This window comes from Verrucosispora sp. FIM060022 (assembly GCF_003977705.1).
Classification (GTDB): Bacteria; Actinomycetota; Actinomycetes; order Mycobacteriales; family Micromonosporaceae; genus Micromonospora; species Micromonospora gifhornensis.
Genome location: NZ_RQIV01000001.1, coordinates 1094384 through 1114456 on the forward strand (window position 1 = coordinate 1094384; position 20073 = coordinate 1114456).

A 20073-nucleotide genomic window follows, 5' to 3' on the forward strand; every position below is an offset into this window, starting at 1 on the left:
AAGGACCGAATCCGCGCGAACGGTCGGTCGGGTGGAGCGCAGACCCCGCCGCTGTTTGTCACTTTAGCGGCTTTGATCCTGGTACGAGCCCTCCTCGGCCGGGCCGTCGGCTCCGGCGGCCAGGTCCTCGATATTGCCGTTGGTTTGCCCTGCGAATGCGTCTATGGTGGTTCGATGTACCCCGTCGCGCTGATGAACCGCGTCGCCGTCGTCACGGCGACGCCGGTGCTGGCTGCGGCGGTTCGCACGGTCTGGGTTTCCGGGCAGGTTGGTCACGGCCAGCCGAGCCCCGCAGGCCGGAGCCCTCCAGGAATCGTCCAACCCACCGGACGACCAAGGGCGAAGCCAAAGGCTTCGGCCCTTTTCTATTTTCCAGGAGAGGGATCCGACATGAGCACCGACACGTTCGACCAGAAGTGGCTGACCGACCTCAGGACGACGTTGACGCACGAGTTCGAAGCGCAGACCGCGCGGCTGACCGAGTTGACCGCTGACACCGGCGACCCGGCCGAGGCACACACCAACGCCGCGTTGATCGCCGCCACCCGCCAGAGCCTGGCCCAGATCACCGACGCGTTGCGACGGATGAGCAGCGGAAGCTACGGCGACTGCGAGAAGTGTGGCACGGCCATCCCGCGTGAGCGCTTGGAGATCCTGCCGCAGGCCCGCTTCTGCGTGCCCTGCCAGCAGAAGCAGAACGGCTGACCCGGCACGGGCTGCCGGACCGGATCACCGGTGCGGCAGCCCGCCGTCGCCAGTTGCGGTGCCCTCCGCCCGGGTGGGGTCGGTCGGGCCCGAGATCAGTGGGGCGGTGACCGTGGCGGTCATGCCATCGCTGCGGTGGGTGAGGGTCAACGCTCCGGTCAGCTGATGAGCCAACCAGAGCCCGCGACCGCCCGGGGTGTCGGTGGCCGGCCGTTGCACGGTCAGGCCGAGCCCGCCGGGCCCGTGGTCGCTCACCTCGCAGACCAGGCGGTCGGGGTACCGGAGCAGTTCGAGACGGCCCCGGCCGCCCCCGTGCAGCACGGCGTTGGTGACCAGTTCGTGGACGGCCAGGACGAGATCCTCGGCCGCGTCGCCGCGCAGACCGGCGGCGGCGATCCGCGCGGCGAGCAGGTGTCGCAGCGCGGTCACCGTCTGCCCGGTGAACGACAGCGAGAGTAATGAGTCGACCTCGTCACCGCCGGATGAGGCGCCGTCCGGGCCGCTGGCATCCGGTCGGTCGAGGTTGCTCATGCTGGCAGATTACGTCGTCCGGCGACATCCGCACCCGTTGCCCGACGGCAAGCTCCTGCGAGCGGACGGTTCGGCGACGCTTCGCGGCCCGATGCGCCGGTCGGGTGCGGCGGGCGTCGCGGTGGCCGCCGTGCCCTGGTCGTGCTTTGCTCTGCTTCAATCCGTTGCCACGCTCCGCCACCACAGTCGGATGCGGCGTGGCCGGACCGCGCCCGTAGTGGCCAGGGGCGCGACGAGCATGACAAGGAGATCCGGACATGGCTGACTTCGTCGGCGCCGTCGACCAGGGCACCACCAGCACCCGCTTCATGATCTTCGACCATGGCGGCAACGAGGTGGGTCGCCACCAGCTGGAACACCAGCAGATCCTGCCGCGGGCCGGCTGGGTGGAGCACAACCCGCTGGAGATCTGGGAACGGACCCAGACGGTGGTGCGTACCGCGTTGAACACGCACAGCCTGGCCGCCTCCGACCTGGTCGCGCTCGGCGTGACGAACCAGCGGGAGACCACGGTGGTGTGGAACCGGCGCACCGGCCGGCCGTACTACAACGCCATCGTCTGGCAGGACACCCGTACCGACCGGATCGCCGCGGCCCTGGACCGCGACGGTCGCGGTGAGATCATCCGGCGCAAGGCCGGGCTGCCACCGGCGACCTACTTCTCCGGCGGGAAGATCCAGTGGATCCTGGAGAACGTCGACGGGGTGCGGGCCGCGGCCGAACGCGGCGAGGCGATCTTCGGCAACACCGACACCTGGCTGCTGTGGCATCTCACCGGCGGCACCGACGGCGGTGTGCACCTCACCGACCCCACGAACGCCAGCCGCACCATGTTGATGAACCTGGAGACCCTCGACTGGGACGACGAGCTGCTGTCGTTCTTCGACATTCCCCGCGCGATGCTGCCCCGGATCGTCGCGTCGTCGGACCCACACGCCTACGGCACCACCGCGTCGGGCGGTCCGTTCGCCGGCACGGTCCGGATCACCGGCGACCTGGGTGATCAGCAGGCCGCCACCGTCGGGCAGGTCTGCTTCGCGCCGGGCGAGGCCAAGAACACCTACGGTACGGGCAACTTCATGCTGCTCAACACCGGTACGGAGATCGTCCGCTCGGAGTCGGGACTGCTCACCACCGTCTGCTACCAGTTCGCCGGCGAACAGCCGGTGTACGCGCTGGAGGGCAGCATCGCCGTCACCGGTTCCGCCGTGCAGTGGCTGCGCGATCAGTTGAAGATCATCAGGACCGCCGCGCAGAGCGAGGACCTCGCCCGGCAGGTCGACGACAACGGCGGGGTCTACTTCGTACCGGCCTTCTCCGGCCTGTTCGCCCCGTACTGGCGCGCCGACGCCCGAGGGGCCATCGTCGGGCTGTCCCGCTACAACACCGACGCCCACCTCGCCCGGGCCGCGCTGGAGGCGATCTGCTACCAGAGCCGGGACGTGGCCGAGGCCATGGCGCAGGACTCCGGGGTGGCCGTGGAGTGTCTCAAGGTCGACGGTGGGGTCACCGTGAACGAGTTGTGCATGCAGTTGCAGGCGGACATCCTCGGTGTGCCGGTCAGCCGGCCGACAGTCGCCGAGACGACGGCGCTGGGCGCCGCGTACGCCGCCGGGCTGGCCGTCGGCTTCTGGAAGGACACCGACGAGTTGCGGGACAACTGGAACGAGAGCCGCCGGTGGCACCCGTCCTGGTCGGCGCAGCAACGCGCGGCCGGGTACGCGGGCTGGCAGAAGGCGGTCGGGCGCACGCTCGACTGGGTGGACGTGGAGTGACCTCACCTCCCGGTGCCGGTCGCCGGCGGGGCGCGCCCACTGACGGGCCGTTGCCGGGCATATCCGGCCGATGTGGCTTAACATCCCCGATGTCGGGCACGGGGGCCAGGCGTGGAGAGGGGCAGCCATGCGGGTCACGCGCGCGATCGTGGCGATCGTCGTCGTACTGTCGGCCGGGGTGTTGGCGGGATCGGCGAACGCGGCCGCGTCGTCACCGTTCACCGTGGTCAACGGATCCATCCAGCCGGCCACCGGGACACCGGAGCCGGCGTCGGGCACCCATGCCACCCTGTGGCGCAACACCAGCTACGCGCTGACCACAGTGCAGGGCGCAGGGACGCTGGTGGTGGGCGCGATCGGCGACCACTGCGAGGGGTGGCCCACGATCCGGGTGAGCGTGGGCGGCACCCCGGTCGGCGAGGTGGACGTGGTCAGCGCCACCGACTACGGCGCCTACCAGGTCGGCGCGCCGCTGCCCGCGGGGCAGCACACCGTCCGGATCGACCTGGTCAACGACCGCTACACCGGCGCGTGCGACCGTAACGTCCACCTGGCGTACGTCCGGACCGAGGCGACGCCGCCGACCGACACCAGGTTCAGCTTCGCGGTCGTCCCGGACACCCAGGAGGAGGTGCTGGACGCTGCGGACAACCGGTTTCGGCAGCGGATCGACTGGCTGGTGGCGCAGCGCAACGCGCTGGATCTGCGCTTCGTCACGCACTCCGGGGATGTGATCAACTACGACACCTCGGACCACGTCCAGTACGTGCGGGCGAGCAACGCGCTGCGCCCGCTGGAGCAGGCCGGGGTGCCGTACACGTTGGCCATCGGCAACCACGACGGGCAGGTCTTCGGCCCGGACGGCAAGCCACGCAGCCCGGCCGGGCCGCTGCTGCGCGACACCGCCGTGTTCAACAGGTACTTCACCGCCGCGCGTTTCGGGTCGGTGCAGGGCCAGTTCGAGGCGGGCAAGGTCGACAACGCGTACGCCACCTACACGGCCGGGGGAGTGCACTGGCTGGTGCTGACCCTGGAGTTGTGGCCCCGGCGGGCGGCGGTCACCTGGGCGCAGCAGGTGGTCGCCGCGCACCCGCGCCACAACGTCGTCCTGGTCACCCACCACTACCTGGAGAGCGACGCGAGCATCGGGCAGAGCGCCGGATTCGGTGCCAGCAGCCCGCAGTACGTCTTCGACAACCTGGTGCGGCGCTATCCCAACATCCGGTTCGTCTTCTCCGGGCACACCGGCACGGCGGCGTCGCGGGTGGACACCGGTGTGAACGGCAACCGGATCTACTCGTTCCTCCAGACCTTCCACTCCAAGCGGACCAATCCGGTCCGGCTGGTCGAGATCGACACGGCGGCGGACTCGCTGCGCACCTGGATCTACGCGCCGCACACCACCGAGAACTTCCCGGCGCACGAGCGCCGGTACACCGGTCTCGGTCTGGTGCGCTGATCCCGCGACCCGCGTCGCAAAACTATCTCGATACTGTCTCGTTATTGTCCGACGAATTGAGATGCCGGTAGAGGGTCGCCCGGGACACGCCGCAGGCGGCGGCGATCTCGTCGATGGAATGCGTACCTGCCGCATGCATCCGGCGGGCCGCCAGCAGCTGCTCCGGGCCCATCGAGCGGGGGCGGCCGGGCCGCCGCCGGCCCACCGCCCCGACCGCCGGCTCGTCGTCGTCGCCCCGGGAATCGGCGGCGGCGGGTTCGTCGGCGAGCAGACGGCGTACGCCGTCGAGCATGTCCGCGCGCAGCACCGGCGCGGGCACCTCCATGAGGAACACCACCGGGTCGCTGCACATCGCGATCGCCTGCACCGCGCGGACCCGGTCCCGTCGGCTCGGGTCGGGGCCGGCGAGGATCTGGTTGGCCCGCATCGCGATGCGCAGCAGCCGCTGGTAGGTGCTGCCCTGGTCGACAAGCGCGAGGTCGTGCAGGAGCAGACCGAGACGGCCGCGGTGTTCGAGCATGGTGTCCACCCAGCCCTCCAGCAGCGTCCACCTCGCCGGCCCGGGCGGCAGCGACTCGGCGGCGTCGACAAGCCTCTCCAGGTCGCCGACCATCGGTTCGGCCAGGGCGGTGAGCAGGTGCCCCTTGCTGGGAAAGTGGTAGAGGATCGCGGCCTTGGTCAGCCCGAGCCGTTCGGCGATGCGGCGCAACGAGGTGCGCTGGTAGCCGTGCACGGTGAACAGGTCGAACGCGGCGCGCAGGATCCTCTCGCGGGTGCCGTCGGTCTCCGCCAAGGTCATGCCGTCGAGGGTAGCCGCTCCTGACCGGCGGTCGGACAGACTCGCATCGAGCCCTTACCATCGGTCAGTGCAGTGAGTCGTGTTCGGTGCGGCGGGAGGCCCCCATGTCCGTGATAGCCATCGACAACCTGGTCAAGACCTTCGGCAGCGTACGCGCCCTCGACGGGCTGGATCTGCGGGTGGAACCGGGGGAGGTGCACGGCTTCCTCGGCCCCAACGGCTCCGGCAAGTCCACCACCATCCGGATCCTGCTCGGCCTGCTGCGTCGCGACTCCGGGCAGGTACGGGTCCTCGACGGCGACCCGTGGCGCGACGCGGTGGCGCTGCACCGGCGGCTGGCGTACGTGCCCGGCGACGTCAACCTCTGGCCCAACCTCTCCGGCGGCGAGGCGATCGACCTGTTCGGCGCCCTGCGTGGCGGCCTCGACGAACGCCGCCGCGACGAGCTGCTGCATCGCTTCGAACTGGACCCCACGAAGAAGTGCCGTACCTACTCCAAGGGCAACCGGCAGAAGGTCGCCATCGTCGCCGCCTTCGCCTCCGACGTCGAGCTGTACGTCCTGGACGAACCGACCTCCGGCCTCGACCCGCTGATGGAGGCGGTGTTCCAGGAGGAGGTCCGCGAACTCACCGCCGGCGGTGCCAGCGTGCTGCTCTCCAGTCACGTGCTGGCCGAGGTCGAGGCGCTCTGCGACCGGGTCAGCATCATCCGGGAGGGGCGGATCGTGGAGTCCGGCAGCCTCACCGAGCTGCGGCACCTGGCCCGCACCACGGTCACCGTCGAGACCGTACGCCCGCTGACCGGGGTGGCCGAGCTGCCGGGGGTGCACGAGGTTCGCGCCGTCGACGGGCGGGTCCGGTTGGAGGTCGAGCCGGCGCACCTCGACACGCTGCTGGCTCACCTGCTCCGCTTCCAGGTCCGGGCCCTGACCAGCGCGCCGCCCACCCTGGAGGAGTTGTTCCTGCGCCACTACGGCGACACCGTCACCGACGGCGGTGCCCGATGAGCACCCTCACCGGCACCGGTCGGCTGGCCCGGCTCGCCGTGCGCCGCGACCGGGTCCGGCTGGGCATCTGGGTGCTCGGCACCCCCCTGATCGGGTACGCCATCGCCGAGAGCGTCGCCGGGCTCTACCCCGACGCGCAGACCCGCCTCGGCTACGCCGAGACCGCGATCACCAGCGTGGTCGCCCGGGCCTTCAACGGTCCGATCGCCGGCACGGACATCGGTGCCGTGGTGGTCACCGAGTCGTACCTGACCCTGGCTCTGCTCGCCGCCCTGCTCAGCACCTTCGCGGTGACCCGGCACACCCGGCAGAACGAGGAGACCGGGCGGGCGGAACTGCTCGGTGCCGCGCCGGTCGGGCGGTACGCCCTGCTCACCGCCGCCCTGGTCGTGGTGGTGGGTGCCAACGTGCTGGCCGCCGGGCTGCTCGCCCTGGCCCTGGCCGGCACCGGCCTGCCGGTCGCCGGATCGGTGGCCGCCGCGGCGGCGGTCGGCGGGGTGGGTGTCGCCTTCTCCGGCGTCGCCGCCGTCACCGCCCAGCTCACCGTCACCTCGCGCGGCGCGAACGCCCTCGCCGCCGCCACGGTCGGTGTCGCGTTCCTGCTGCGTGCCGCCGGTGACGTGCTCGGTGAGCGGGCCGCCGCCGCGACCCGCCTGGACAGCGCGTGGCCGGTGTGGCTGTCCCCGCTGGGCTGGGGCACCCAGGTCCGGGCCTTCGGTCCGGAACGCTTGTGGGCGCTGGCCCTGCCGGTGGCCCTGCTGGTCGCCTGCGTCGCCGTGGCCTACCTGCTGGCCGAGCGTCGGGACGTCGGCGCGGGCCTGCTCGCCGCCCGTCGCGGGCCGGCCCGGGCCGCGTCCGGGCTGCTCAGCCCCGCCGGGTTGACCTGGCGGCTGCACCGGGGGGCGTTGGCCGGTTGGGCGGTCGCGGTGACGATTCTCGGTCTCGCCATGGGCGCGGCCGGGCACGAGGTCGACGCCATGATCGCGGAGAACCCGCAGGCGGCCGAGGTGATCGCCCAGCTCGGCGGCGGTGCCGAACTGGTCGACGCGTACCTGGCCGCGATGCTCGGGATCTTCGCACTGACCATCGGCGCGTACGTGGTGCAGGCGCTGCTGCGGACCCGCACCGACGAGTCCGACGGCATCCTGGAGGCGCTGCTCGCCACGGCGGTCAGCCGTACCCGATGGCTCGGCACGCAGGTCCTCGGCGCGGTCCTCGGCGCGTCGGTGCTGGTGTTGCTGGCCGGGATCACCACGGGCCTCGGATACGGCGTGGCCGACGGTGATCCGGTCGGCTGGACGGTCGACCTGGCCGGGGCGGCGCTGCTGCGGCTACCGGCGCTGCTGGTGGTCGCCGGGGTGGTCACCGCGCTGTTCGGCACGCTGCCGCGCTTGTCGGTCGGGCTGAGCTGGGCGTCGCTGATCGTCTTCCTGCTGCTCGGCCAGCTCGGTACGGTGCTCGACCTGCCGCAGGCCGCCCTCAACCTGTCCCCGTACACGCACGTGCCGTCCGTACCCGCCGCCGACGCGACCGTACCGCCGCTGCTCGCCCTCACCGCCGTGGCGGTGGTGCTGCTGGCCGTCGGACTGGCCGCCTTCCGCCACCGCGACACCCCACGGTGACCAGGTCTTCTCGTGTGCGCTCCCGCCGATGCCCACCGCGCGTCGGCGGGTCGGTGCGGCGAGGCTCACTAGACTCGATGAGGTGGGACGAGGACGCTCAGGCCACGGCACGGGCGGTCCGGGCATGCGCGACCTGCTCACCCCGATCGAGACGGCCGTCCACCAGGGACACCAGGACGAGGCCCTGCGTCGGCTGGCGGCCGTCCCGGCGGACCTGCCGCTACCCGCGGGGTTGGCCTGGCGGCTCGGTGTGCTGCTGCACCAGCAGGGCCGGTTCGACGCGGCCGACGCCTGCTATCGCCGCGTCGACCTCGACCTCGACGACCAGGACCCGTCGACGCTGGCCGACCGCGCCCAGGTCCTCGCCGGCTGGGCCGCGACCCGCTGGGCTCAGGGCGACCAGGCGCGTACCCGGCAGTTGGCCACCGATGCGGTCGCCGTCGCCGAACGCAGCGGCGACGACGCGGCGGTGGCGGCGGCCTACCTGGCACAGGCGCTGGCCGCGTTCGGCGACGGCGACCGCGCGGGAAACGAGCACGCGTACGCCCAGGCCCTGGCGGCAGCCGAACGCGCCGGCGACTTCGGGCAGCAACTGCGGATCCGGTGCAATGTCGGGTCGCGGCTGGTCGAGGAGGGACACTACCGACCGGCCATCGAGGAACTCGACGAGGCGGTCCGGCTCGGCGAACTGCTCGGCCAGCAGATGCTGCTCGCGTTGGCGCTGCACAACCGCGCGGAAGCGTGGCTCGGCCTGGGTGACCTGCATCGTGCCCGCAGCGACGCGGACAAGGCGCTGGCCCGGTGGCAGCGGGCCGGTTCCCCGCTGGCTGCCTTCGGGCTGACGCTCACCGCCCGAGTGCACCGGGTCCGGGGGGCGAACCACCAGGCGGTGGCCGCCTACCGGGCGGCGCTGGCCATGGGAGAACCGGACGGCAACGCGCAGGTGCTGGTGGAGGCGTGCGCCGGGCTCGCCCGGCTCAGCTACGCCGACGACCCGCAGGCGGCGGCCCGCCACACCGAGCGGGCCCTGTCGCTGCCCAGTTCCGCCGGCCCCACCGTCGCCGAACTGGCCGCCGGCTGGGTCGCCCTCTGCTCCGGAGACCCGCACACCGCCCTGCGGTACGGCGAACAGGTCCGCGCCGAGGCCGGTCGCCGGCGGGACACGGCGGGCCTGGCCGAGGCCATGGAACTCGTCACCCTCGCCGCCCACCGCGCCAACCCCGAGGCGACCTCGCCCCGGACGGTACGCCGGCTGCTCGCCGACCTGGTCGAGGCGGCGACGATCTGGGCCGAGCTCGGCAACGAGTTCGCGCTCGCCACCAACGCCCTGCTCCAGGCCCGGCTCACCGGTGACCTGGTCGCGGAGCGGATCGCGTACGAGCGGCTGCGCCGCATCGGCGTACAGGAAGGTGGCTGGCATGTCGCCGGACCGTTGGCGGCGATCGGGCCGGCACCGGTGCCCGAGGTGGAGGTGCAGATCCTGGGCCAGTTCGCGGTGCGGCTGGCCGGCGTGGCGGTGCCGGTCGGCAGTTGGCAGTCCCGCAAGGCGCGCGATCTGCTGCACATGGTGGCCGCGCAGCTCGGCAGACCGGTGGCCCGCGACGCGCTGGCCGTCGCGCTGTGGCCGCAGGCCCGCGTCGAGGTCGCGCTGCGCCGCCTGTCGGTGCTGATCTCGACCGTACGGGGTGTGCTCGACCCGGGTCGGCGACATCCGGCGGACCGTTACCTGATCACCGACTCGGCCACCGTGCAGCTGAGGACGGCACATGTGGTGGTGGACGCGTGGCGTTTCCACGACGCGGCCCGGGCGGCAGTCGTCGCCGACACCGCGAGCCCGCCACCGACCGGCACCGCCGCCGACGACCGGTTGCTGAGCCAGCTGGAGACGGTGGTGGCCATGTACGCCGGTGATCTCCGCACCGACGACGAGGTCGTCGGTGCGGCGGTCCAGCGGCCCCGGGCGCTGCTGTCCGCGCTGCACCGCGAGGTGACCCACCGGCTGGCGAGGCGGTATCTGCACCTGGACCGGGCCGACGCGGCGATCGGCTGGTACCTGCGGCTGGTCGGCGAGGACGGTTACGACGAGCCGGCCCACCTCGGCCTGATCGCCGCGCTGTCGGCCGCCGGACGGCACGGTGAGGCCAACCGGCGCCATCAGGAGTACGTCGTGCGGATGGCCGAGATCGGTGTCGAGCCGGCCGCGGCCGCGCTACCGGATCGGGCTCGCCTGAACAATTCCTGAACCGCCCCCGAAGACCGCCGAGCAGACTGCTCGGTGTCCGGACACGACCGTGGTGGACCCGACGTGGCGGGTGCCGCGACCGTGGCGATGCCGGAGGCAGACGGGGGTGGTCGGCGTGTTCAGGTCGAAGGAGAAGACGATGGGACGGGTTCGAGGGCTGCTTGTCGTGCTCGCGGCCGGGCTCATGCTGACCGGCTGTGCCGGCGGAACGGACGACGGCACCGCCTCGGGTGGGGCAGCCGCGACCAGCGAGGCCGACGGCGGGCAGGCGTCGGACCAGGGCAGCGGCGGAAAGGACACCGGGTCGGGTGACGGGGACCGCTGGTGCGACGCGGTGCAGGCGTTCAGCACCTCGATGGACCCGCTGTTCACCGAGAGCGCGGGCAAGGCCGAGCTGGATCAGGCCCGTACCCGGCTGAAGGAGTTGAAGGCGGCGGCACCAGCCGAGATCAAGTCCGACGTGACGACGCTCGGCGAGTTCTACGCCGCGGTCATCGACGCCTCCGGCAAGAGCATGCCCGAGGATCCGGCGGCGTGGGCCCGCGTCGGCCAGACCACCGAGGGGCTCAAGACGGCGATGCCGCCGGTGTCGGACTACACCATGAAGCGTTGCCCTGAGTTCGACGGGCAGCTGCCGACGGGGCAGTGACGACGGCCCCCGGGCTGCTCAGAGCACCTGGGATCAGAGCACTTGGGATCAGAGCACCTGGGAGAGGAAGCGGCGCAGGCGCGGGTGCTGCGCCGCTTCGAAGATCGCGGCCGGCGGTCCGGCCTCCAGCACCACCCCGGCGTCCATGAACGCGACCGTGTCGGCGACCTCCCGGGCGAAACCCATCTCGTGGGTCACCACGACCATGGTCATGCCCTGCGCCGACAGGTCCGCCATCAACGTCAGGACACCCTTGACCAGTTCCGGATCCAGCGCCGAGGTGGCCTCGTCGAAGAGCATCACCTGCGGCTGCATGGCCAGTGCGCGGGCGATGGCGACACGTTGCTGCTGGCCACCGGACAGGTGTGCCGGGCGGGCGTCGGCCTTGGCGGCCAGCCCCACCCGGTCCAGGTGTTCGCGGGCCACCGCTGCCGCCTCGTCCTCGCCGAGCTTGCGGATGCGCCGCAGCGCGAGGGTGATGTTGCGCAGCACGCTCATGTGCGGGAAGAGGTTGAACTGCTGGAAGACCATGCCGACCCGCTGCCGCAGGGCGTCCGGGTCGTCGCGCAGCACACTGCGTCCGTCCAGCAGCACGTCGCCGCGGTCCGGTTCGAGCAGCCGGTTGACGGTCCGCAGCAGGGTGGACTTGCCCGACCCGGAGGGGCCGATCACGCAGGCGGTCGCCCCCCGGGCCACGTCCAGGTCCACCCCGCGCAGCACCTGGTGACGCCCGAAGGCCAGGTGCACGTCGCGCAGGCTCAGGCTGACCGAGTCGCTCATCGTTGGTTCCCTCCGGCGGCGCCGGGCAGCGCCAGGTCGAGGTCGTCGGGGTCGTCGTCGGCCGGGCCGGTGGCCGGTCGGCCGTGCCGCAGTCGCCTGTCGATCCAGTTGACGACGTGGGTCAGCGGGACCGTCAGCGCCAGGTAGAAGAGCCCGGCCAGCAGCAGCGCCGACTGGTTGCCGGTGTTGGCGGCGTAGTCCTGCCCGATCCGGAACAGTTCCCGCTGGCTGGCCAGCAGCCCGAGGAAGTAGACCAGGCTGGAGTCCTTGATCAGGGCGATCAGCTGGTTCACCCAGGCCGGCAGGATCCGCCGGATGCCCTGCGGAATGATCACCCGGCGCATCGCCTCGCCCCAGGAGAAGCCGAGCGCGCGGGCCGCCTCCAGCTGGGTGGCCTCCACCGACTGGATGCCGGAGCGGAAGATCTCCCCGATGTACGCCGACGCGATCAGCGACAGCGCCAGGATGCCCAGCGGGTACGGGTTGGGCCCCCACACCTGCATGCCGAGCGGGGCCAGGCCGACCCCGATCAGCAGGATCGTCGCCGCGGCCGGCAGGCCCCGGAAGACGTCGGTGTAGACCCGTGCCGGCCACCTCAGCCAGCGGGTTCGCGAGATGCCCGCGACGGCCAGCACGATGCCAAGCGCCGAGCCGAGCAGGGCGGCGGTGACCGCCAGGATCAGCGTGTTCGGCAACCCGACAGTGATCATTTCGGGTAGCGCCTCGCGCATCGACTCCCAGTCGAAGAACGTCTCCCACAGGGTGCGCAACGGATCCACGGGTCAACCTCCGCCCTGCTAGCTGGTCGTACCGGTCAGGAAGCGGCCGAGGGGGCCGCCGACGGGACGGTCACGGTGCCGCTGCCGGGAGCGAAGTCGGCCGGGATCGCCCGACCCGGGTAGTACTGCTCGTTGAGCCGGGTCCAGGTGCCGTCGGCGATGACCTCGTCGAGGGCCTTGTTCAGCGCCTCGCGCAGCGCGTCGTTGCCCTTGGCGAAGGCGTACGCCGTCGGGGCCGGGCTGAGTTCCTTCGCCGCCACGGTGATCTTGCCGCCGCTGTCGGCGGCGGTCTTCTCACCGATCTCGGCCGGGGAGATCCAGGCGTCCGCGGTGCCCGCCTTGAGCTGGTTGAGCCCGCTGTTGTAGTCGGGCACCCGTACCGGGTCGAGGCCCTTGGTGGTGGCGTAGTCGTCCTGGACGGTGCCCTGCACGACCACCACCCGCTTGCCGGCCAGCTCGTCGAAGCTGCTCAGGGTCGAGCCGGCGGGCACGTTGAGACCGAGGTAGCCGAAGTCGTAGCCGTTGCCGAAGTCGACTGTCTTCTTTCGCGCCTCGGTGATGGTGATCGAGGAACTGCCGATGTCGAACTTGCGGTTGTTGACCTGGGCGAGCAGACCGGAGAAGTCGGTGCCGACGAACTCGACCTTCAGCCCGAGCTTGTCGGCGGCGGCGACCAGCAGATCGTTGTCGAAGCCGGTGAACTTGCCGTCCTTGAGGTACACGTTCGGCGGCGCGTCGGTGAGCGTGCCGGCCCGCAGCACCCCCGGCTGGAGCAGGTTGTACGGGTTGTCGGCCTCGCCGGCCGAGTCAGAGCCGCAGGCGGTAAGCGTGACGGCGGCGAGGACTGCGGCGACGCCGACGGCGGCGGCCCGGGTCAGGGCAGGAACGATTCGCACAGGTGTCTCCTGGATGAACGACGGCGGGCACGGACGTGCCGCACCGACGGTCCGTCGTGCGACGGACCGCTGGGATGAACCGATGGCAGAGGGGGAGTTGATCAGGTCACCCGAGGCCCGCAGGCTCGGCGACCGGCAGCGACGCGGTCAGCTACACGCGGCGCTGCAGACCCGCATCATGTCGACGTGGCGACGTTGGGTCAGATCGAGGCAGGCCGCCACGGGAGCGGATCGACTGCGGTACGACATGGGTCTCCCTCAAGGTCGTGATGACCTGGAAACCAGGCCACGCTTGCACCGGTGGTTGCAACCGGTGCCTGGTCCTCACCCGGGGCACCCCTGCGCGGACGAGGGTTGCCGGCCAGCAAGCCGGGGCTTCACGCTGGCACTCATGACCTGCGGCCGAGGCTAGCAGCAGGGGACGGGTCGGCGTCCACTCGATATGACGGCCCTCACGCCCAGGCCATCGCGGTGGTGCGGCAGGTAGCCGTTCGGTGAGCCGGAGTCCGTCAGGCGGGTTCGACTGCGGCGTCGGGCGTAGCGCCGGTGGCCCGCCGGCGCTCGCGAACCGACAGGCGACGTGCCAGTACCGTGGCGCCGGCCAGCGCGGCGAGCACCATGACGACTTCGACGACCAGCACCTCCGGTGCGGTGCTGTAGTCGGTGGACCAGGCGTACGCCATGGTGATCGGGGTGACGACGATGCCGGCCGCCGGCAGCAGCAGGCTCATCAGCAGGGCGGTTCTCCGGATCTGGGGCAGGTCGCGCAGCCGGAGCCGAACCGCGGTGACCGCCCCGGCCACCACCACGGCGGCCGGCACGCCGTAGTAGACGACTACTGCGACCTGGACCGGGATCTCGATCGAACGGGGGATGTCGATCAAATGGACGAGCAGCGGATACAGCGCTGTGAAGATGCCAGCGCCGAGCAGGCTGCCGAGCAGGGCACCGGCCAACGCGGTCAGCAGGAGACGGTGGTATTCCGGGCGTACCCGCCGGACAGCGGCCTCGTCGGCGAGCCGTCGGGCGAAGCCGGCCACGTCACCGCCGACCAACTGCATCGGGTCGCCCCCGTCGGCGGCCGCGGCGGCCAGATCGAGGCGCAGGTCGGCGGCGAGTACCCGACGATCGGCCGAACTGACGCCGTAGGCCCGCCACGCACGGTCGGCCTCGGACAGGACGCTGTCGATGGTCTCCACGGTCAACTCCTGGGCGGGCTGTGGTCGGTCGGGACGAGGATGGCGTCGACGGTGCCGGCGAAGCGGGTCCACTGGTTCTGCCAGGCATCGAGGCGAGCGCGTCCGGCCCTGGTCAGCGCGTACACCTTGCGGGGTGGGCCGGTCGGACTGATCTGCTGTTCGTCGGCGACGAGGCCGAGGCGGCGCATCCGGGTCAGCAGCGGATAGAGGGTGCCGTAGCTGATCGTGCTGAAGCCGGCCGACTCCATCCGCCGCACCAGCTCGTAACCGTGGGCGGGTTCGCGGGACAGCAGCGCCAGCAGGCACATGTCCAGCACGCCGCGCAGAAGCTGGGTCTGACGGTCGTTGTCGTCGGTGGGTTGGCCTTCTGCCACTACCATGCGAGGCATAATACCGCGCTATTTGGTGTCGCGATATACCGAAGTTGGTACGGGTGTTGCCGACGGCGGCGTGATCCCTTACGGTCGGCTCAGCGGTGGGCGGTGCGGTCCGCATCCGAGAAGACACCGTCGGTGCCTCGCCAGGTGGGCCGGGAGGGTGGAACTCCCGAGGCCCGCACACGTGGCGGGACCCGACGGGCGAGCCCCGAACCGTGGGACGGCGCGTCGAGGCGTCGCAGCCGGCGGTTGACGGGCGCGGACACCCACCGGGAGCCACCCTTGTATCTCACTCCCCATGAGCAGGATCGTCTGCTCGTCCACGTGGCGGCCGACGTCGCCCGGCGCCGCCGCGAACGCGGCCTGCGCCTGAACTATCCCGAAGCCGTCGCGGTGATCACCGCCTTCCTGCTCGAAGGTGCCCGCGACGGGCGCTCCGTGGTCGACCTGATGTCCGCCGGTCGTACCGTGCTGACCCGCGAGGACGTGCAGGACGGCATCCCCGAGTTGCTGGGGGAGGTGCAGGTGGAGGCGACGTTCCCGGACGGCACCAAGTTGGTGACGGTGCACCACCCGATCCCGTGATCCCGGGGGAGATCCTGCTGGCCGCCGACCCGGTGGAGATCAACGCCGGGCGGCCGGTGACCACGCTGCTGGTGGTCAACACCGGCGACCGGCCGGTGCAGGTCGGCTCGCACTACCACTTCGCCGAGGCCAACCCCGCGCTGGAATTCGACCGGGACATCGCCTGGGGGCAGCGGCTGGCCGTACCGGCGGGCACCTCGGTGCGTTTCGAACCAGGGGTCAGTCGCAGTGTCGACCTGGTGCCGTTGGCCGGTGCCCGGATCGTGCCCGGCCTGCGCGGCGAGTGCGGCGGGGCACTGGACACCGGGCCGGAGGGAGCGGCATGAGCATCGTCGAGCGAAACCGTTATGTCGCGCTGTACGGGCCGACCACAGGTGACCGGATCCGGTTGGCCGACACGAACCTGCTCATCCAGGTCGAACACGACCACTGCGTCGGCGGCGACGAGGCGGTCTTCGGCGGCGGCAAGGTGATCCGCGAGTCGATGGGCCAGTCCCGGGCCACCCGGGCCGAGGGTGCCCTGGACACCGTCATCACGGGTGCCGTGGTGCTGGACCACTGGGGTGTGGTCAAGGCCGACGTGGGGCTGCGCGACGGGCGGATCGTGGCGCTGGGCCGGGCCGGCAACCCGGACACCATGGACGGGGTGCACCCCGACCTGGTGATCGGCCCGGCCACCGAGGTCATCGCCGGCAACGGTCGCATCCTCACCGCCGGAGCGGTCGACACCCACGTGCACTTCATCTGCCCGCAGATCGTCACCGAGGCCCTCGCCGGCGGGGTCACCACCCTGGTCGGCGGCGGCACCGGGCCGGCCGAGGGCACCCGCGCCACCACCGTCACCCCGAACGCCTGGCACCTGGCCCGGATGCACGAGGCCCTCGACACGTTCCCGGTCAACGTGCTGCTGCTCGGCAAGGGCAACACGGTCTCCACCGAGGCGCTGTGGGAGCAGCTGCGGGCCGGGGCCGGCGGATTCAAGCTGCACGAGGACTGGGGCACCACCCCGGCGGCCATCGCCGCCTGCCTGCGGGTCGCGGACGCCTCGGGCGTGCAGGTGTCCATCCACACCGACACCCTCAACGAGGCCGGGTTCGTCGCCGACACGCTGCGGGCGATCGGCGGGCGGGCCATCCACTCGTACCACACCGAGGGGGCCGGGGGTGGGCACGCGCCGGACATCATCACCGTCGCCGGGGAACCGAACGTGCTGCCGTCGTCGACCAACCCGACCCGCCCGTACACCCGCAACACCCTCGCCGAGCACCTCGACATGCTGATGGTCTGTCACCACCTGAACCCGGCCGTACCGGAGGACCTGGCCTTCGCCGAGAGCCGGATCCGGCCGTCCACCATGGCCGCCGAGGACCTGCTGCACGACCTCGGGGCGATCTCCATCATCGGCTCGGACTCGCAGGCCATGGGCCGGGTCGGGGAGGTCGTGCTGCGCACCTGGCAGAGCGCGCACGTGATGAAGGCCCGGGTGGGGGCGCTGCCGGGTGACGGCGCCGCCGACAACCACCGGGCCCGGCGGTACGTGGCGAAGTACACCATCTGCGCGGCGATGGCCAACGGCCTCGACCACGAGATCGGGTCGGTGGAGCCGGGCAAGCTCGCCGACCTGGTGCTCTGGGAGCCGGCCTTCTTCGGCGTACGACCGCACCTGGTCATCAAGGGCGGCATGATCGCGTACGCCCAGATGGGCGATGCGAACGCCTCGATCCCGACTCCGCAGCCGATGCTGCCGCGGCCGATGTTCGGCGCCTACGGCGGTGCGGCGGCGGTGACCAGCCTGGCGTTCGTGGCCCCGGCGGCGCTGGAGGCCGGGCTGCGTCTCGACGTACGCCGCCGGGTGGTGCCGGTGGCCGACGTGCGTTCGCGTGGCAAGGCGGACCTGCCGGAGAACAACGCCCTGCCGCGCATCGAGGTCGACCCGGACACCTTCACCGTCCGCATCGACGGCGAGGTGGTCGAGCCGGACCCGGTGACCGAACTGCCCATGGCCCAGCGGTACTTCCTGTTCTGATGGCCGCAACGACGATTGCGCTGCTGGTCGCCGACGGGCGGTTCCCGGCCGGGGCGCACGCCCACTCGTCCGGTCTGGAGGCGGCCGTCGCGGCCGGACGGGTGACCGACCTGGCCACGCTGGACGAGTACCTGCGCGGCCGGCTGACCACCGCCGGCCTGGTCGCGGCGGCATTCGCGGCAGCCGCCCGCCAGGCGGCCGGCCCGCCGCCGGGATCGGATGGTGTCCACGATCGACGGTTGACGCTCGCCCAGCTCGACGCGGAACTGGATGCCCGTACGGCCTCGCCGGCGCAGCGGGCGGTGTCCCGTCGGCAGGGCCGTGCGCTGCTGCGGGCCGGTCGGGAGATCTGGCCCGCCGCGACCTTCGACGACCTGCCCGCCACACCGGGCGGCCCGCACCAACCGCTCGCGCTCGGTCTGGTCGGGGCCGCCGCCGGCCTCGATGCGGCACAGGTCGCCACGGTGGCCGTGCACGCCACGGTGACCGGGTCGGCAAGCGCCGCCGTACGCCTGCTCGGCCTCGATCCGTACCAGGTGCAGGCCCTGCTGGTGCGGCTCGCCGACGCCTGCGACGCGACCGCGACCCGCGCGGCGCGGGCCGCCGAACTACCACCGCGGCGGCTGCCCGCCGCCGCCGCGCCACTGGCCGACATCCACGCCGAAGCTCATGCCACCTGGGAGGTGCGTCTCTTTGCGTCCTGACATCACGCACGACGAGTCTGTTCCCCACACCCACCCCGAACCGGGGGTCGACCCGCACGCCCCGCTGCCCACCGCCGTCCGGGCGCTGCGGGTCGGCATCGGTGGCCCGGTCGGCTCGGGCAAGACCGCCCTGGTCGCCGCGCTGTGCCGGGCGTTCGCCGACGAACTGCGTCTCGGTGTGGTGACCAACGACATCTACACCACCGAGGACGCCGACTTCCTCAAGCGGGCCGGGGTGCTCGACCCGGCCCGGATCCGCGCGGTGGAGACCGGCTGCTGCCCGCACACCGCCATCCGTGACGACATCGGCGCGAACCTCGACGCGGTCGACGAACTGGCCGAGGCGCTGGGCCCGCTGGACCTGGTGCTTGTCGAGAGCGGCGGCGACAACCTGACCGCGACCTTCAGCCGCGGGCTGGTCGACCGGCAGATCTTCGTGGTCGACGTGGCCGGCGGGGACAAGGTGCCACGCAAGGGTGGTCCGGGGGTGACCGCCGCCGACCTGCTGGTGATCAACAAGACGGATCTGGCGCCGATGGTCGGCGCGGACCTGTCCGTGATGGACCGCGACGCCCGGGCCCGGCGCGGCAGCCTGCCCACGGTGTTCCAGTCCATCACCGAGGATCCCCTCGCCACCCAGGTCGCCGCGTGGATCCGGCACGAACTGGTCCACCACCGCGCCACCGGCCTCGAATCCGGGCCCAGCGCCGGCACCCGGGCGGCGGTTCCCGCCGGGCAGGCCTGATGCGGGCCACCGCCCGGCTGGTGGCCCGTGCCGACCGGCACGGCCGCACCACCCTGGCCGAGCTACGCGGCGAGAGCCCTCTGCTGCTGCGCCAGGTCCCCGGCCCGGGCGGTGGCGTCACGGTGTACGTCGTCGGCGGTGCGGCCGGTCCGCTCGCCGGCGACGACCTGCGGCTCGACGTCGAGGTCGGCCCGGGTGCGGTGGTACGCGTCCAGACGGTCGCCGCCTCCATAGCGCTGCCGGGCCGCCCCGGCGCGGTCTCCCGGATGCTGGTGCGGGCGACCGTCGCGGCGGAGGCCGTCCTGCACTGGCTGCCGGAGCAACTGGTCGCCGCGGCCGGCTGCGCGCACATCGCCGACGCCCAGGTGGAGGTCGCCGAAGGCGGCACCCTGCACTGGCGGGACGAGTTGATCTGCGGCCGGCACCGCGAGCAGCCAGGTCACGCCGAGATCAACACCTGGGTGGACCTGGCCGGTCGGCCGCTGTTGCGCCAGTCGTTGACGGTCGGACCCCAGGCACCCGGCTGGGCCGGCCCGGCGGTCCTCGGTGGCGCACCGGCAACCGGCTCGCTGCTGGTTCTCGACCCCACCCGACCCCCCGAGTCGCCGGTGGTACGCGGCACCCTGGCCCGGCTGCCGCTGGCCGGCGGACCGGCGACCCTGTGGACCGCCACCGCGCCCGACGCACACACTTTGCGGTCGTATCTTGAGCCGGACAATCCTGAGAATAGCCTCACTGCGACGGCCGGGCGGGATTCGGCCGGGCGGGATTCGGCCGGGCGGGATTCGGCCGGGGGAGGGGAGCGCGAGGTTGTCCGGACTGGGTGAGGTCGTCGCCGAGCGGCGCATCGTGGTCATCGACCCCGAAGGTGTCACCTCGGAGCTGGTGGTCCGCCTCGGGAAGCCGTATCCGGATCCGTTGTCGCACCACGGCGACTGGGGCTGCCCGTTCCAGGTCGAAGGGCTGGGTGAGGATTCGGTGCAGACCGCGTACGGAGTGGATTCCCTCCAAGCGCTGCTGCTGGCCGCGTACCGGGTCCGGCTGCTGCTGGCCGAACATGCCGAGCAGACCTCGGCCCGGCTGGACTGGCTGGGACAGCCGGACTTCGGCCTGCTTGTCGACCCAGGCCCGGCCGGGCCACCCGCCGGCCCGGGTTGACCGGCCGGTCCCCGGTAATCCGGTTGGCCCCGATG

Annotated in this window: 22 protein-coding genes and 1 riboswitch; of the genes, 14 read left to right on the plus strand and 8 right to left on the minus strand. The window is 72.0% G+C overall.

Annotated elements, in window-relative coordinates; all coding sequences use genetic code 11:
* Positions 1–63 precede the first annotated feature (63 nt).
* Positions 64–276, minus strand: a complete 213-nt coding sequence (locus tag EG812_RS04790) for a hypothetical protein (protein ID WP_126710831.1) — start codon at positions 274–276, stop codon at positions 64–66.
* A 114-nt stretch (positions 277–390) separates the two neighbouring features.
* Between EG812_RS04790 and EG812_RS04795 the strand changes: the two genes are divergently transcribed.
* Complete coding sequence (locus tag EG812_RS04795) at positions 391–705, plus strand: TraR/DksA family transcriptional regulator (RefSeq protein ID WP_013734275.1); 315 nt, start codon at positions 391–393, stop codon at positions 703–705.
* A gap of 24 nt (positions 706–729) precedes the next feature.
* Here the strand turns inward: EG812_RS04795 and EG812_RS04800 are convergent, their stop codons facing one another.
* The gene (locus tag EG812_RS04800; RefSeq protein ID WP_013734274.1) at positions 730–1236 is read right to left on the minus strand and encodes an ATP-binding protein; all 507 of its coding nucleotides are present in this window, start codon (positions 1234–1236) and stop codon (positions 730–732) included.
* A gap of 257 nt (positions 1237–1493) precedes the next feature.
* Here EG812_RS04800 and glpK point away from each other — a divergent pair, with 257 nt between their 5' ends.
* Complete coding sequence (gene glpK / locus EG812_RS04805) at positions 1494–3011, plus strand: glycerol kinase GlpK (protein WP_126710832.1); 1518 nt, start codon at positions 1494–1496, stop codon at positions 3009–3011.
* Between the two features lie 127 nt (positions 3012–3138).
* Positions 3139–4470: a carbohydrate-binding domain-containing protein gene (locus EG812_RS04810; RefSeq protein WP_013734272.1), complete on the plus strand. Its 1332-nt coding sequence runs from the start codon at positions 3139–3141 to the stop codon at positions 4468–4470.
* Between the two features lie 22 nt (positions 4471–4492).
* On the opposite strand, the gene EG812_RS04815 is transcribed toward EG812_RS04810, so the two are convergent.
* A complete protein-coding gene (locus EG812_RS04815; protein ID WP_126710833.1) occupies positions 4493–5269 on the minus strand; it encodes a TetR family transcriptional regulator in 777 nt (258 codons plus the stop codon).
* 104 nt (positions 5270–5373) lie between these two features.
* On the opposite strand from EG812_RS04815, the gene EG812_RS04820 reads away from it, so the two are divergent.
* The 4 genes from EG812_RS04820 (at position 5374) to EG812_RS04835 (ending at position 10789) form a co-directional block, all read left to right on the plus strand.
* Positions 5374–6276 (plus strand): ABC transporter ATP-binding protein, encoded by a 903-nt coding sequence (locus tag EG812_RS04820; RefSeq protein ID WP_013734270.1) that lies wholly within the window; start codon positions 5374–5376, stop codon positions 6274–6276.
* Positions 6273–7898, plus strand: a complete 1626-nt coding sequence (locus EG812_RS04825) for an ABC transporter permease (protein WP_126710834.1) — start codon at positions 6273–6275, stop codon at positions 7896–7898. The genes EG812_RS04820 and EG812_RS04825 overlap by 4 nt, the downstream gene beginning before the upstream one ends.
* An 82-nt stretch (positions 7899–7980) precedes the next feature.
* Positions 7981–10140 (plus strand): AfsR/SARP family transcriptional regulator, encoded by a 2160-nt coding sequence (locus EG812_RS04830; protein WP_126710835.1) that lies wholly within the window; start codon positions 7981–7983, stop codon positions 10138–10140.
* A gap of 139 nt (positions 10141–10279) precedes the next feature.
* Positions 10280–10789, plus strand: coding sequence for a hypothetical protein (locus EG812_RS04835; protein ID WP_126710836.1), 510 nt, complete (start codon positions 10280–10282; stop codon positions 10787–10789).
* A 48-nt stretch (positions 10790–10837) separates the two neighbouring features.
* Here the strand turns inward: EG812_RS04835 and EG812_RS04840 are convergent, their stop codons facing one another.
* The 5 genes from EG812_RS04840 to EG812_RS04860 all read right to left on the minus strand — a co-directional run bounded on the left by EG812_RS04840 (position 10838) and on the right by EG812_RS04860 (position 14823).
* Complete coding sequence (locus EG812_RS04840) at positions 10838–11569, minus strand: amino acid ABC transporter ATP-binding protein (protein WP_126710837.1); 732 nt, start codon at positions 11567–11569, stop codon at positions 10838–10840.
* Entirely contained in the window at positions 11566–12348 is a 783-nt protein-coding gene (locus EG812_RS04845) for an amino acid ABC transporter permease (protein WP_013734265.1), read from the minus strand. The genes EG812_RS04840 and EG812_RS04845 overlap by 4 nt, the downstream gene beginning before the upstream one ends.
* Before the next feature lie 35 nt (positions 12349–12383).
* Positions 12384–13244 (minus strand): ABC transporter substrate-binding protein, encoded by an 861-nt coding sequence (locus EG812_RS04850; protein WP_126710838.1) that lies wholly within the window; start codon positions 13242–13244, stop codon positions 12384–12386.
* 283 nt (positions 13245–13527) lie between these two features.
* A riboswitch (SAM riboswitch) is annotated at positions 13528–13641 on the minus strand.
* A gap of 112 nt (positions 13642–13753) precedes the next feature.
* Positions 13754–14443: a hypothetical protein gene (locus EG812_RS04855; protein WP_126710839.1), complete on the minus strand. Its 690-nt coding sequence runs from the start codon at positions 14441–14443 to the stop codon at positions 13754–13756.
* 2 nt (positions 14444–14445) lie between these two features.
* Positions 14446–14823, minus strand: a complete 378-nt coding sequence (locus EG812_RS04860) for a PadR family transcriptional regulator (RefSeq protein ID WP_102659556.1) — start codon at positions 14821–14823, stop codon at positions 14446–14448.
* Between the two features lie 279 nt (positions 14824–15102).
* Between EG812_RS04860 and EG812_RS04865 the strand changes: the two genes are divergently transcribed.
* Genes EG812_RS04865 through EG812_RS04895 form a run of 7 tightly spaced genes read left to right on the plus strand, consistent with a single transcriptional unit; the run spans position 15103 to position 20038 of the window.
* Positions 15103–15405, plus strand: a complete 303-nt coding sequence (locus EG812_RS04865; protein ID WP_013734263.1) for an urease subunit gamma — start codon at positions 15103–15105, stop codon at positions 15403–15405.
* Positions 15402–15731, plus strand: a complete 330-nt coding sequence (locus EG812_RS04870; protein WP_126710840.1) for an urease subunit beta — start codon at positions 15402–15404, stop codon at positions 15729–15731. The genes EG812_RS04865 and EG812_RS04870 overlap by 4 nt, the downstream gene beginning before the upstream one ends.
* A complete protein-coding gene (locus EG812_RS04875; RefSeq protein ID WP_126710841.1) occupies positions 15728–17431 on the plus strand; it encodes an urease subunit alpha in 1704 nt (567 codons plus the stop codon). Before EG812_RS04870 ends, EG812_RS04875 begins: the two co-directional genes overlap by 4 nt.
* Positions 17431–18135, plus strand: coding sequence for an urease accessory protein UreF (locus EG812_RS04880; RefSeq protein WP_126710842.1), 705 nt, complete (start codon positions 17431–17433; stop codon positions 18133–18135). The genes EG812_RS04875 and EG812_RS04880 overlap by 1 nt, the downstream gene beginning before the upstream one ends.
* Positions 18125–18880 (plus strand): urease accessory protein UreG, encoded by a 756-nt coding sequence (gene ureG, locus EG812_RS04885; RefSeq protein ID WP_126710843.1) that lies wholly within the window; start codon positions 18125–18127, stop codon positions 18878–18880. Before EG812_RS04880 ends, ureG begins: the two co-directional genes overlap by 11 nt.
* Positions 18880–19707 (plus strand): urease accessory protein UreD, encoded by an 828-nt coding sequence (locus EG812_RS04890; RefSeq protein ID WP_126710844.1) that lies wholly within the window; start codon positions 18880–18882, stop codon positions 19705–19707. The genes ureG and EG812_RS04890 overlap by 1 nt, the downstream gene beginning before the upstream one ends.
* The gene (locus EG812_RS04895) at positions 19691–20038 is read left to right on the plus strand and encodes a DUF6968 family protein (RefSeq protein WP_126710845.1); all 348 of its coding nucleotides are present in this window, start codon (positions 19691–19693) and stop codon (positions 20036–20038) included. The genes EG812_RS04890 and EG812_RS04895 overlap by 17 nt, the downstream gene beginning before the upstream one ends.
* The last annotated feature ends 35 nt before the right edge of the window (positions 20039–20073 follow it).

Coding starts and splice junctions, on each gene's coding strand:
- EG812_RS04835 (WP_126710836.1), top strand. CDS start 10,280: ATGGGACGGGTTCGAGGGCTGCTTGTCGTGCTCGCGGCCGGGCTCATG.
- EG812_RS04840 (WP_126710837.1), bottom strand. CDS start 11,569: ATGAGCGACTCGGTCAGCCTGAGCCTGCGCGACGTGCACCTGGCCTTC.
- EG812_RS04890 (WP_126710844.1), top strand. CDS start 18,880: ATGCGGGCCACCGCCCGGCTGGTGGCCCGTGCCGACCGGCACGGCCGC.
- EG812_RS04820 (WP_013734270.1), top strand. CDS start 5,374: ATGTCCGTGATAGCCATCGACAACCTGGTCAAGACCTTCGGCAGCGTA.
- EG812_RS04860 (WP_102659556.1), bottom strand. CDS start 14,823: ATGGTAGTGGCAGAAGGCCAACCCACCGACGACAACGACCGTCAGACC.
- EG812_RS04800 (WP_013734274.1), bottom strand. CDS start 1,236: ATGAGCAACCTCGACCGACCGGATGCCAGCGGCCCGGACGGCGCCTCA.
- EG812_RS04880 (WP_126710842.1), top strand. CDS start 17,431: ATGGCCGCAACGACGATTGCGCTGCTGGTCGCCGACGGGCGGTTCCCG.
- EG812_RS04875 (WP_126710841.1), top strand. CDS start 15,728: ATGAGCATCGTCGAGCGAAACCGTTATGTCGCGCTGTACGGGCCGACC.
- EG812_RS04795 (WP_013734275.1), top strand. CDS start 391: ATGAGCACCGACACGTTCGACCAGAAGTGGCTGACCGACCTCAGGACG.
- EG812_RS04825 (WP_126710834.1), top strand. CDS start 6,273: ATGAGCACCCTCACCGGCACCGGTCGGCTGGCCCGGCTCGCCGTGCGC.
- EG812_RS04810 (WP_013734272.1), top strand. CDS start 3,139: ATGCGGGTCACGCGCGCGATCGTGGCGATCGTCGTCGTACTGTCGGCC.
- glpK (WP_126710832.1), top strand. CDS start 1,494: ATGGCTGACTTCGTCGGCGCCGTCGACCAGGGCACCACCAGCACCCGC.
- EG812_RS04815 (WP_126710833.1), bottom strand. CDS start 5,269: ATGACCTTGGCGGAGACCGACGGCACCCGCGAGAGGATCCTGCGCGCC.